Origin of the sequence: Listeria monocytogenes ATCC 19117, assembly GCF_000307025.1 — a bacterium.
Classification (GTDB): Bacteria; Bacillota; Bacilli; order Lactobacillales; family Listeriaceae; genus Listeria; species Listeria monocytogenes_B.
In genome coordinates this window covers 2,796,287-2,808,482 of the sequence record NC_018584.1, presented here as the reverse complement: position 1 = coordinate 2,808,482, position 12,196 = coordinate 2,796,287, and the positions used below count along the sequence as shown (strand labels likewise).

General features: G+C 40.6%; 11 protein-coding genes. 8 read left to right on the top strand and 3 right to left on the bottom strand.

Annotated features, from left to right (window positions below; translation table 11 throughout):
- Nucleotides 1-33 precede the first annotated feature (33 nt).
- Nucleotides 34-477, top strand: coding sequence for a VOC family protein (locus LMOATCC19117_RS13945; protein WP_003727648.1), 444 nt, complete (start codon nt 34-36; stop codon nt 475-477).
- A 19-nt stretch (nt 478-496) separates the two neighbouring features.
- Here LMOATCC19117_RS13945 and LMOATCC19117_RS13940 read toward each other — a convergent pair whose 3' ends face one another.
- Entirely contained in the window at nt 497-958 is a 462-nt protein-coding gene (locus tag LMOATCC19117_RS13940; RefSeq protein WP_003725017.1) for a GNAT family N-acetyltransferase, read from the bottom strand.
- A 53-nt stretch (nt 959-1,011) separates the two neighbouring features.
- Complete coding sequence (locus LMOATCC19117_RS13935) at nt 1,012-1,746, bottom strand: MerR family transcriptional regulator (protein WP_003727649.1); 735 nt, start codon at nt 1,744-1,746, stop codon at nt 1,012-1,014.
- Nucleotides 1,747-1,825: 79 nt separating this feature from the next.
- On the opposite strand from LMOATCC19117_RS13935, the gene LMOATCC19117_RS13930 reads away from it, so the two are divergent.
- Nucleotides 1,826-2,545 (top strand): glucosamine-6-phosphate deaminase, encoded by a 720-nt coding sequence (locus LMOATCC19117_RS13930; RefSeq protein ID WP_003725015.1) that lies wholly within the window; start codon nt 1,826-1,828, stop codon nt 2,543-2,545.
- Between the two features lie 41 nt (nt 2,546-2,586).
- Here LMOATCC19117_RS13930 and mbcS read toward each other — a convergent pair whose 3' ends face one another.
- Nucleotides 2,587-4,164 carry an acyl-CoA synthetase MbcS gene (mbcS, locus tag LMOATCC19117_RS13925; protein WP_003730749.1) on the bottom strand — a complete coding sequence of 526 codons (1,578 nt, stop codon included), beginning with the start codon at nt 4,162-4,164 and terminating at the stop codon, nt 2,587-2,589.
- Between the two features lie 194 nt (nt 4,165-4,358).
- Between mbcS and tadA the strand changes: the two genes are divergently transcribed.
- From tadA to LMOATCC19117_RS13895, 6 genes are all read left to right on the top strand, one after another.
- Nucleotides 4,359-4,829 carry a tRNA adenosine(34) deaminase TadA gene (tadA, locus tag LMOATCC19117_RS13920; protein ID WP_003730750.1) on the top strand — a complete coding sequence of 157 codons (471 nt, stop codon included), beginning with the start codon at nt 4,359-4,361 and terminating at the stop codon, nt 4,827-4,829.
- A 381-nt stretch (nt 4,830-5,210) separates the two neighbouring features.
- On the top strand, nt 5,211-6,617 hold the full coding sequence (locus LMOATCC19117_RS13915; RefSeq protein ID WP_003722078.1) for a cytochrome ubiquinol oxidase subunit I: 1,407 nt from the start codon (nt 5,211-5,213) through the stop codon (nt 6,615-6,617).
- On the top strand, nt 6,604-7,617 hold the full coding sequence (gene cydB / locus LMOATCC19117_RS13910) for a cytochrome d ubiquinol oxidase subunit II (protein WP_003727651.1): 1,014 nt from the start codon (nt 6,604-6,606) through the stop codon (nt 7,615-7,617). The genes LMOATCC19117_RS13915 and cydB overlap by 14 nt, the downstream gene beginning before the upstream one ends.
- Nucleotides 7,617-9,341 carry a thiol reductant ABC exporter subunit CydD gene (gene cydD / locus LMOATCC19117_RS13905; protein ID WP_003725011.1) on the top strand — a complete coding sequence of 575 codons (1,725 nt, stop codon included), beginning with the start codon at nt 7,617-7,619 and terminating at the stop codon, nt 9,339-9,341. Before cydB ends, cydD begins: the two co-directional genes overlap by 1 nt.
- Nucleotides 9,341-11,080, top strand: coding sequence for a thiol reductant ABC exporter subunit CydC (cydC, locus tag LMOATCC19117_RS13900; RefSeq protein WP_003725010.1), 1,740 nt, complete (start codon nt 9,341-9,343; stop codon nt 11,078-11,080). The genes cydD and cydC overlap by 1 nt, the downstream gene beginning before the upstream one ends.
- Nucleotides 11,081-11,222: 142 nt before the next feature.
- On the top strand, nt 11,223-12,170 hold the full coding sequence (locus LMOATCC19117_RS13895) for an LPXTG cell wall anchor domain-containing protein (protein ID WP_003734229.1): 948 nt from the start codon (nt 11,223-11,225) through the stop codon (nt 12,168-12,170).
- The last annotated feature ends 26 nt before the right edge of the window (nt 12,171-12,196 follow it).

Genomic DNA, 12,196 nt, shown 5'->3' with positions numbered 1-12,196 from the left:
AACTAGTGTCTCAAAAACAAAGGAGCGATTTTTATGGCAAAAATGTACCCGTATTTGGCTTTTGAAAATGCAAAAGAGGCTTTAGGATATTATGAAGAAGTGTTCGGAGCAACGAATATTTCAAGGCTTCCAGTAAGTGAGGAACAAAGCGAAATGTTTGGCTTAGCAAAAGAAAACCTAGAGAACACAACTGTTCACGGTGGCTTTACCGTCCTTGGCGCAAACTTATTTTGTTCAGATTCATTTGGCAAAGAAGTAAAACCATCCAATCAAATTTCGATTATGCTTGATTCTAACAGTGAAGACCCAGCGGCAGTAGCCGACGCCGATGCTTTCTTTGAAAAAGTGAGCAGCTCAGGAAGAGTAACAGTAACGTTACCTTTCGAAGAGCAATTTTGGGGCGGAAAAATGGGACAATTCGTCGATGAGTACGGAATTTCTTGGATGATTCATACGCAACCTTATTCTAAATTATAAAAAACAAGTGGACCAGATATTAGTTATCTTGGTCCACTTTTTTATTTGGATTCACTTTTTTCATTAAGTAATGTTCGCCGATGCCAGGAATGACAAACGATTTGCCGACTTTGCGGTAGCCGTGTTTTTCATAAAAACCAACAGCGACAATCCGCGCATTGCACCAAATAATATCTGCGCCGCGCTTCCAAATTTTCGCTTCACCGTCTGCAAGTAAAGCTGTGCCGAGGCCTTTCAAGCGCATCCGGCGTTCTGTCGCCACACCGCGAATTCGGTACTGGGCAGGATTCATAATAACAGTCGATTTTTCTGGATAAAAACTGGCAATCCCAAGTAAAACATCCTTTTCAAAAGCGCCTAAATGAAAAGTACCCTCCATATCATCATTAGGGTAAATTGCGTTTTCTTCAGGCTGTTCTGGGCGAAGAACCCGGTGCCTAATATCTTGCGTGTCTTTTGCTTTGATTTGCTTGATTTCCACGGCGCCCACCTCCACGTTATTTCTTTCTATTATAACCAATCTTTCTAAAATATCTATTCAAAAGTTAATTTTGTTTCATAGGAATAACCACGAATCAGCTCTTGATTAATCCAAGCCACCGTTTCTTGTAAAAGGTAATTTTCATTTTCTGGAGGTGTCTCCCAGTTTTGCGGCGTGACAAAAGCTTGCCGCTCGCTTGATAACAAACGCCGTTCACCAGGCGCGCCAATAGAATGATCCAACTCAATGAAAAGATAAGTCTGCCCGTCTAAAATACAATAACCAGGAAACTGCTGATAGCTTTTCGAAAGACCAAGGCGGCTCACGGTTTTCTGCACTTCTTGATGAAAAGCCGGGTCGTTTAAAATATCCGCATGAACAGGCGTTAGAAGTGGCTCTGTAAGCAAAAGTCGGACCGCTGTTAGAGGTTTTGTCGAGTCAGTTTCCCGTTTTAACAAACCTTGATAACGGTCAATAAGCCATTTTTTACGGGCAATGCGAGCTTCTTCATCCATTAATTTTTGTTGGTATTTTATAAGCAAATCGGGCAAGCTTTCCGATGTGTTTTTGTCGAGGTATTGTTTTAGTTCTTGCAAGGAAAACCCCATATACTGCAACGCTTGAATGAGGTTGAGTTGTTCTTCTTGAGCCGTTTTGTAGTAGCGATATCCAGAAGTTGGATCGGTAAAAGCCGGGACCAAAAGCCCAATTTTATCATAATAGCGCAGTCGTTGGATGGAGAGTTGGCTTTTCTTTGCCATTTCCCCAATGGAAAAAAGCGGTTCCACATTTATCACCCTTTCGTCTTGACTCTATAGTTACTATACACTTTATCATAAAGGTAATTCAAAGCGAGAGGTGAAAAAAATGAAAATTATTGTGGAAAAAGATTACGAAAATATGAGTAAAACAACGATGCAACTGCTTTTAGGGAAAATGTATCAAGACAAGTTGGTTCATTTAGCCATCACAGCAGGCTCCACACCGAAGCGAATGTACGAACTGATTGTAGAAGAAATGAAAGAAAAGGCACCACTGACAAATGTAAGCTATTATAATTTTGACGAAATTCCAATTGGGGACGAAAAATACGGCGTAACCATTGCCAATTTAAAAGCGATGTACTTTGATCCGGCGGGAATTCCAGAAGAACAAATTCACATGCTAGATACGAAAAACTATACAGACCATGAAGCGCATTTGAAAGCAGTTGGCGGTTTGGACGCGATTTTAATCGGGATTGGTGAAGATGGTCACTTCTGCGGGAACTTACCTGGCGTAACCAAATTCGGCGATGAAACCCGACTTGTTTCCGTTCAATCACGCCCAGATATGTTCGATATTTTGCTCGGAGAAGTTGGCGGCGACGTGGAAAAAGTCCCCGAATACTACGTAACAATGGGACCAAAAAGCGTCATGCACGCAAAAGAAGTCATCCTATTCGCAAACGGCAAGAAAAAAGCAGCGATTATCAAAAAAGCCCTACAAGGCCCAGTGACAGAAGACATTCCAAGCTCGATTTTCCAGTTACACCCTAATTTTACAGTGGTGCTGGACGAGGAAGCGGCGAGTGAGTTGAATATTTAAAAGAAAACCCAACCTTCTATTCAGGAAGGCTGGGTTTTTGATTATCCATGCACACTAGCAAACTCCGCATCACGCAACTCAACGCGGCGAATTTTACCAGAATCAGTTTTCGGTAATGCCTCAACAAACTCAATCCGGCGCGGATACTTATACGGAGCGGTTTGTTCTTTCGTGAATGTTTGTAATTCATGCACAAGATCTTCCGTGCCCTCGTAACCATCCTTTAAGACGATAAATGCTTTTACGACCGTACCGCGGATTTCGTCAGGACTTGCGACAACAGCGACTTCTTTTACGGCTGGATGATGTGTGAGCGCGTCCTCTACTTCGAACGGTCCAATCGTGTAACCAGAGCTAATAATAATATCGTCATTCCGGCCTTGGAACCAGTAATAATTATCTTCATCGCGGATAGCGCGGTCACCAGAAACGAAATAATCACCGCGAATCGCTTTTTGCAAACGTTCTGGTTCTTTATAGTACTCTTTGAAAAGTGCTGGGAAATCTCTACGCATCGCGATATCACCAATTTCACCGACACCAACTGGATTTCCTTCAGCATCAATAATCGCCATGTATTCAGGCATAATTGGTTTGCCCATCGAACCAGGGCGAATCGGCGTATCAACCAGTGTCCCAATCAACAGTGTACTCTCCGTTTGACCGTAGCCGTCGCGAACTTTAATATCAAAATTATCTTGGAAAACTTGAATTACTTCGCGGTTTAGAGGTTCTCCTGCTGATACGGCGCTACGAAGGGAACTTAAATCATGTTCGCGCAAATTATTTACTTTAGCCATTAAGCGATATTCTGTTGGCGTACAGCACAGCACGTTGATTTTTTCTTCTTCCAGTAAATGAAGTTGTTTTTCAGGAATGAAACGACCGTTGTAAATGAAGCCAGTGGCACCTTTTCCGAGTACAGAAAGGAAAGGAGACCAAACCCATTTTTGCCAACCAGGTCCGGCTGTAGCCCAAACGATATCGTCTTCGTGAATATCGAGCCAATGATCAGCAGCGATACGAATATGCGCGTAACCCCAGCCGTGAATATGTACAACGCCTTTAGGATTACCTGTTGTTCCACTCGTGAATGCAAGCAGACAAGCATCATCGCGCGAAGTTTCCACGCGTTCAAATTCGGTTGAAGCGGCTTCCATTAATGTTTCGTAGTGATCCCAGCCGGATAATTTCTCCCCAACAATAATTTTTTTCGAAACAGAAGGGATGCTTTCAATTTTATCAAATTCAGCAGTCATTCCATTGTAAGAAACGATTGCTTTTACGTTTGCATGGTGGATGCGGTATTCTAAATCGTGCGCTTTAAGTAGCTCGGATGCCGGGATGATAATGGCACCAGCTTTCCATAAGCCCATGTAAATTGCGTACGTTTCGAGTAATCTAGGTGTCATGACGATAACGTGGTCACCTTTTTTTATGCCTGCGTCTTTGACAACATTGGCAAATTTATTCGCTTGTTCAAGCAGGTGGCGGTAACTCCAAGTTTTTGTTTCGTTATGCTCATTTTTCCAAATTAAAGCAGTTTTTTCAGAACTGAATTTAGCAATCTCGTCGGTAATATTATAAAGTTCTGGAGCGATTAAATTTTCTGAATTCATAATGACTCTCCTTTATAAGTAGATTGTATATTTTGATAATTTTGTTTTAGGACCTAGTATTAATATATGGTAATATAAATGTTCCGCGAAAGCAACTAAAGTGTTCCTGTGAAAGTTTGAGCAGATTATTCCTACATCCAATCCAAGCTATGCTAAAATAACAATGAGTGACTTTTTAGAAATGAGGTGCATAGATGGAACGAGCTTTCTTTATGCAACAAGCGCTTGAAGAAGCCGAGAAAGCACGAGATATTGGAGAAGTTCCAATTGGTGCAGTCGTTGTTTTAGATGGAGAAATTATTGGGCGGGCGCATAATTTGCGTGAAACGAGCCAAAATGCAGTGACCCATGCGGAGTTGCTTGCGATTCAAGATGCGTGTAAACATCAAAATTCATGGCGACTTAGCGGTGCAGAACTATACGTTACGCTAGAACCATGTCCGATGTGTAGCGGCGCCATTTTACTTTCGCGGATTGAAAAAGTTTATTACGGAGCCAAAGATCCAAAAGCGGGAACAGCCGGATCGTTAATGAATTTACTCCAAGATGACCGATTTAATCATACGTGTGAAGTAGAAGCAGGATTAATGGAAAAAGAAAGCAGCGAAATGTTAAAAAGTTTTTTCCAAGATCTACGAAAACGGAATAAATTGAATAGGTCTTAATGCTTATTGTAAGAAATCATACTTTTAAATCTTTCATTGTGAAATAAAAAGCAATAAGCCTTACCAACATTTACAGCCAGATAATAATTGCGAAAAATATCACAATCTAACTAAAACAAAATAACATCGAAAGTACTAAATAAATTTGTCGCAAAATAGGATAAAATATACTCCAGATAGAACTCATTATAAAGTGAAAATCTTTCTTAACTAGTTCCTAAATCTGTGAAAAATAAGGATTACATATTATTTTATTATGCTTTGTGAATTACAGAGCAACTGAACGCGTCACTTTGGGCGGTTTTTCACATGATTTTTAAGAGAGAAGCACAAATCAGGGAACGAAGCAGTAATTTTTAGCACAAAAAGGAGGAGAAAAGGGTGGATAAACTATTTTTAGCCCGTTTTCAATTCGCATCAACAACGATTTTCCATTTCTTATTTGTACCACTTTCAATTGGACTTGTATTTATGGTTGCTCTTATGGAAACGTTGTATGTCGTGAAGGGGAAAGAAATTTACAAAAAAATGTCGAAGTTTTGGGGACACATATTCCTTATTAACTTCGCAGTCGGTGTCGTAACCGGTATTATTCAAGAATTCCAGTTTGGGATGAACTGGTCGGATTACTCTAGATTTGTTGGGGACGTATTCGGAGCACCACTTGCAATCGAAGCGTTACTTGCATTCTTTATGGAATCTACGTTTATCGGACTTTGGATTTTTGGTTGGGACAAACTTGGCAAAAAACTTCATTTAGCATGTATTTGGCTTGTTTCAATCGGAACAATTATGTCTAGTTTCTGGATTTTAGCAGCGAACTCATTTATGCAACATCCGGTTGGTTTTGAATTTAAGAACGGCCGCGCAGAAATGAATGACTTCTTGCAACTTATTACTAATGGACAACTACTTGTGGAGTTCCCGCACGTTATATTCGGGGCATTTGCCACTGGGGCCTTTTTCATTGCTGGTGTCAGTGCGTATAAGATGCTCAAAAAACAAGATGTCGCCTTCTTTAAACGATCATTCCAAATTGCAATGGTCATGGCGGTAATCGGTGGCTTTGGTGTGGCTTTCAGTGGTCACTCACAAGCACAATACTTGGTTAAAACACAACCAATGAAAATGGCAGCAACAGAGGGGATATGGGAAGATACAGCCGACCCAGCTCCGTGGACGATGATTGCCAAGATCAACCCAGAAGAGAAGAAAAACGAATGGGAAGTCAATGTCCCTTACGCGCTAAGTTTCTTATCTTACGGAACATTAACTGGTAGCGTGGAAGGTATGAACACGCTGCAAAAACAATACGAAGAAAAATATGGTGAAGGTGACTACATCCCACCAGTTAAAACAGCATTTTGGAGCTTCCGTATCATGGTTGGCGCAGGTATGTTAATGATTTTATTCGCATTAATTGGTATCGTGCTTGCTTGGAAGAAAAAACTCGTTAATGCAAAATGGTATTTACGTTTCATGATTCCAATGATTGGCTTCCCGTTCCTAGCGAACTCCATGGGTTGGATTATGACAGAAATAGGGCGACAACCATGGGTAGTTTTCGGTTACATGAAAACCGCTGATGCCGTATCGCCAAACGTTTCATCAGGACAAATTTTGTTCTCGATAATTGCGTTCTCGACAATTTATACGATTTTAGCCATTCTATTGGTTTACTTGTTTATACGTGAAATTAAAAAAGGACCAGACGGACACAAACCAGAAAAAGCAGAGATTTCCGTAGATCCGTTTGATAAGGGGGATGAAAGCTTTGTCACTAAATGAGTTATGGTTTCTATTAATCGCCATCTTATTCATTGGATTCTTCTTCCTTGAAGGTTTTGACTTTGGTGTTGGGATGTCTACACGATTTATGGCTAGAAATGCACTGGAACGCCGCGTGCTCGTTAATACGATTGGGCCGTTCTGGGATGCAAATGAAGTTTGGTTACTAACTGCTGGGGGCGCGATTTTCGCCGCTTTCCCTAACTGGTATGCAACCATGTTTAGTGGTTATTATATTCCGCTAGTATTCTTATTACTTGCGCTAATTGGCCGTGGTGTTTCTTTTGAATTCCGTGGTCAAAAAGATTCACCGCTTTGGATAAAAACATGGGATTGGGTTATTTTCTTCGGTAGTATTTTACCGCCATTCCTATTTGGTGTATTATTTGCTAGCTTGATTCAAGGTATGCCGATTAATAGTGATATGGATATGTACGCTGGGTTCTTTGATTACATTACCGTATTCTCCGTATGGGGTGGCGTGACGATTACGCTCATGTGCCTACTTCACGGATTACTATTTATTACTTTACGTACAGAAGAGGATATTCAAGACCGTGCTCGTCGTATGGCGAAACGTGTTTGGTTTATTACTGTACCAGCTCTAGTAATTTTCGTTGTACTTGCTTACTTCAATACTGACATGTTCCAAGTTAGACCTGTACTTGTACCACTGATGATTGGAATTGTAGTCGTTATGTACGTGCTATCTGCCCTGTTTATTTGGAAAGATCGTGATATTTTGGCATTTACATTCGGCGGACTTGGAATTGTCTTCACGATTGCGACGATTTTCGTGTCACTATTCCCACGTGTAATGATCAGTTCTATCAACAGTGCGTTTGATTTAACTATAGAAAATGCAGCTTCCGGACAATATTCGCTTAGTGTGATGACGATAGTTGCCGTTACGCTACTGCCGTTTGTTCTTGGTTACCAAATTTGGAGCTACTATGTTTTCCGTAAGCGCGTTTCTAGTAAGGAGAAAATGACGTATTAATGGGAAAAGATTTAAGGAACTACAAAGGAATTAAAAAAATAATGGCGATTCTCGCAGTTTTCACGCTTGTTCAAGGTGCTGCGATTATCGTGATGGCGATAACTTTAGCTCGTGCGATTACTGACTTATTTCACGAGCACGCGTTTCAATCAGTCACAATACAAATAGGTCTCTTCGCGGGGGCCTATTTCTTGCGTCACTTTTTGAATGTATGGAAAAAACAAATCGTTTACCGTTATGCTGCGAAACTAGCGAAAACGATGCGGGAAGAGTTGCTTGATAGTTTGTTCGCACTTGGACCGCGTTTTGCTCGTGCGGAAGGAACTGGGAAAGTGGTCACGATGGTTATGGAAGGTGTGGCGGATTTCCGAAATTACTTGGAACTGTTTTTACCTAAAATGATGAATATGGCAATTATTCCAGCGATGATTTGGGTGTATATTGCTTTTCAAGACTGGACTTCTGCTTTTATTTTGATGATTACTTTGCCGATTTTAATTGTATTTATGATTATTCTAGGATTAGCCGCGAAAAAACAAGCAGATTCCCAATTTGAAACGTATCGCGTGCTCTCTAACCACTTTGTAGATTCGTTGAAGGGTTTGGAAACGTTGCGGTATTTGGGGCTTAGTCACGACCATGAAGGGAAAATTGCTTCGGTTAGTTCGCGTTATCGTAAAGCCACGATGAAAACGTTGCGTGTGGCATTTATGTCGTCATTCGCGCTAGATTTCTTTACGATGTTATCGATTGCGCTCGTTGCGCTGTTCCTAGGTCTTGGTCTCATTGACGGTAACATGAATTTGCCAATTGCGCTTAGTGTCCTAATCCTTGCGCCAGAATACTTTTTACCAGTTCGTGAAGTTGGCTCGGATTATCATGCTACACTTGATGGTCAAGAGGCTGGTCGCGTTATTCAAGGAATTATTGACCAAGCCAAAGCAGAAAAACCGGAAACGAATGCACTACCTTTAACAACTTTTGCTGAAAATACGGAGTTTTCGTTTGAAAATATTACTGTAAAGCATGATGTAGATGCTGCAGATTCGCTTCATGAAGCCAGTTTTACGGTAAAAGGATTTGAAAAAGTTGGGATTATTGGTGCGACGGGCGCTGGGAAATCTACCTTGATTGATGTTTTGAGTGGCTTTTTGACCCCGACTTCTGGAGGTTTTCGTTGGAATGGGGAAAGTGGTGCGTCGCTTGCTTCGAGTGATTGGCAAACCCAAGTCACTTATATTCCGCAACATCCATACCTTTTCCACGATACAATTGCTGGAAATATTCGCTTTTATCATCCTAACTCTACAGATGAGGAAATGAAAAAAGCAGCAGAATCTGCCGGTTTAAATAAGCTTGTAGCGGGACTGGAAGATGGTTATGAAACGCTTGTCGGAGAAGCTGGGCGGATGCTGAGTGGTGGGCAAGAACAGCGTGTCGCACTGGCTCGTGCATTCTTAACGGATCGTCCAATTGTGTTAATGGATGAGCCAACAGCCCACTTAGATATTGAAACGGAATATGAGTTAAAAAAACCAATGCTAGACTTATTTGAAAATCGACTTGTCTTTTTCGCGACGCATCGTTTGCACTGGATGCTCGAAATGGACCGAATTATTGTTTTAGATCACGGGGCTGTCGTTGAAACTGGAACGCACGAAGAATTACTTTCGCGTAAAGGTTTCTATTACAATTTAGTCAAAGCCCAATTGGAGGAAGTATGATGCGGAAAAGTAGCTGGATTATCCCATATATTAAAGAAAACCGCGGCTTGTTTTTACTTGTCATCTTCCTTGGAACACTAACTTTTGCCTCTGCTGGAGCACTTATGTTTACGTCTGGACATTTAATTTCGAAATCGTCCTTGATGCCGGAATCCATCATGGCGGTTTATATTTCGACAGTTGGTGTTCGTGCATTTGGTATTATGCGCTCCGTTTCACGCTATGTGGAACGCCTTTCGAGCCATTCGCTTGTCCTTAGAATTCTGGAAAAGATGCGCGTTCGACTGTATCGTTTACTTGAGCCGCAAGCGTTACTACTAAAATCACGTTATAAAACTGGCGATATTCTGGGCCTCCTCGCAGGTGACATTGAGCATTTACAAAATTTCTATTTAACTACAATGCTACCGGCAATTGTTAGCCTCGTGCTTTACGCGGGCGTCGTTATCGCGCTTGGAGCATTCTCGATTCCATTTGCTGCGCTCTTTGTACTCTTGATTGGCCTCCTTGTGCTCGTTCTTCCATGGGTATCACTTTTATATGCTCGTGGAAAGAATGCTTATCTAAAACAAGGGCGCAATAGTTTATATCAAAAATTTACCGATGCAGTGTTTGGTATTAGTGATTGGAAATTCAGTGGACGTGAAAAAACATTTATTTCTAACTACGAAAAAGACGAGGCAGACATGCTTCGAACAGAAAATAAACAGTTTCATTTTGTTAATTGGCGCGATTTCTTTAGTCAGTTAGTTGTTGGCTTTATGGTTATCGTGATGGTTTATTGGAGTACAGCAGAATCACGTGATGGAGCCTTTTCTGGAACGATGATTGCCGCTTTTGTTTTGGCAATTATGGCGCTAGCAGAAGCGTTTGTACCAGTTTCAAGTGCTATCAGTGACAAATCATTATACCAAGACTCGCTTGCTCGTTTAGACAAAATAGAAGATCCGACGCTACCAACTTTTGAAGAAGAAACGAAAGAAATAGAGCGAATCAACACAGAAAATGTTGTTTTAAAAGCAGAAAATCTAACTTTCGCGTACGATGAAAAGTCACCAGAAATCTTAAATGGTTTTGACTTCACATTGCAACAAGGTGAAAAAGTGGCGATTATCGGTCGAAGTGGAACAGGGAAATCAACTTTTCTTAAATTAGTTCAAGGAGCTTTACTGCCAACAGCTGGAAAAGTAACTATGAACGGCGTTGAAGTGGAGAATTTAAGACCGCAAATTCCTGAAATAACATCAATGTTAAATCAGAAAGCGCACCTTTTCAGTACGACCGTCTTAAACAACATCCGCCTTGGAAATCAAGATGCATCGGACGAAGAAGTATACGAAGCGGCGAAAAAAGTTCAGTTGCACGATTTTATAATGAGCATGCCAGATGGCTATCATACACAAATGAGTGAAATGGGTGAACGTTTTTCAGGTGGTGAGCGTGGTCGTATCGCTCTCGCTCGGATTCTACTACAAAACACACCAATCGTTATTTTAGACGAACCAACAGTTGGTCTGGACCCAATTACAGAACGCGATTTACTAGCGACTATCTTTGAAACGTTAGCAGATAAGTCACTCATATGGGTAACGCATCATTTAGTTGGTGCCGAAAAAATGGACCGCGTCTTGTTTTTAGAAGAGGGAAAAACGTTAATGGAAGGACCTCATGCTGAATTAATGGCAGAAGAACCACGCTATAAACGACTTTATCAACTAGATCGCCCGATTGAATTATAAAATTAAGCCTTGCTAAGTACAATCTTAGCAAGGTTTTTTTGTATCGCAGTTTTAATATTTGTAACAATATTGTAATTTAAAATTGACTTTCATCACATTTCTGCTTATTATTAAACTAAGCAAAATGAAAGGGGAATTTATTATGAAAAAATTCCACGGGCTAGTGCTTACTGCGTTAGTAACTTGTCTAATCATTCCATTCTCATTGGCAGCAAGCGCTGAAACAAATGAAAATGGTAACAATTCAACACCTACAGAAGAAAAAACAACAGATACTACTGAAAACATAATTACTGAAGAAAAGCCAGAACCAGCAGTACCGACAAAAGACACGACTGTAACAACATCGCAAAAAAGCAAAGTTCAAACAACGATAGATATTACCGATTCTCAAGAAGTTTACTCGTATGAACAAAATAGTAAGATTGATCTCAAAGATTTCACCGCAACATTAACTGATTACACCGATACAAAACTAACCAATTATCGCTTAGCAGCCAATTCTAAACTAAGTACTGCACAAACAGGTATCCAAGAAGTCACGCTCCTTGGAGATAGTGAAGACGGCAAAACAACAGCAGTCAAACTCAATTACTTAGTCAAAGAAAAAACGGCCCAACTGACTATTACAGATATGAATTTTGATTTAGAAACAAAAATTTTCACAGGTAAAACAAAACCATTCGCTAGTGTATATATGAGTTCTCCGGCAGATGAAAACTTTGGAGAAGGAACAACAACTGCGGATAAAGATGGTTATTTTTATGCAGAATGGGCGACAACACCAAAACAAATTACTGCATATGCTTTTGATGAATCGGGTAATTATAGTGAAGAAGTAACCTATCAAGTCCCAGCGAAAAAACAAAATGAAGCAGTCGTAACAGCTCCAGATAAAGTGAAGAAAATCGAAACAAAGAACGCGGTCAAAAGCGCAACAGCAAAACCTGCTGATGTTACAAAAGTTACAAAAGATGACAAAACAGATTTGCCAAGCACAGGTGACAAAGGTACAGAATGGATTTTCGTGGTAGCGGGTGTTATAGTTATTCTTGTGGCAGTGTTATTACTTAGGAAACGTAAAAAATAAACTAATTGCTATAGGGAATAACTCAA

Excerpts from the sequence above, each read along its gene's own strand:
- LMOATCC19117_RS13945 (WP_003727648.1), top strand. The coding sequence starts at position 34 with ATGGCAAAAATGTACCCGTATTTGGCTTTTGAAAATGCAAAAGAGGCT.
- LMOATCC19117_RS13895 (WP_003734229.1), top strand. The coding sequence starts at position 11,223 with ATGAAAAAATTCCACGGGCTAGTGCTTACTGCGTTAGTAACTTGTCTA.
- LMOATCC19117_RS13930 (WP_003725015.1), top strand. The coding sequence starts at position 1,826 with ATGAAAATTATTGTGGAAAAAGATTACGAAAATATGAGTAAAACAACG.
- tadA (WP_003730750.1), top strand. The coding sequence starts at position 4,359 with ATGGAACGAGCTTTCTTTATGCAACAAGCGCTTGAAGAAGCCGAGAAA.
- mbcS (WP_003730749.1), bottom strand. The coding sequence starts at position 4,164 with ATGAATTCAGAAAATTTAATCGCTCCAGAACTTTATAATATTACCGAC.
- cydD (WP_003725011.1), top strand. The coding sequence starts at position 7,617 with ATGGGAAAAGATTTAAGGAACTACAAAGGAATTAAAAAAATAATGGCG.
- cydC (WP_003725010.1), top strand. The coding sequence starts at position 9,341 with ATGCGGAAAAGTAGCTGGATTATCCCATATATTAAAGAAAACCGCGGC.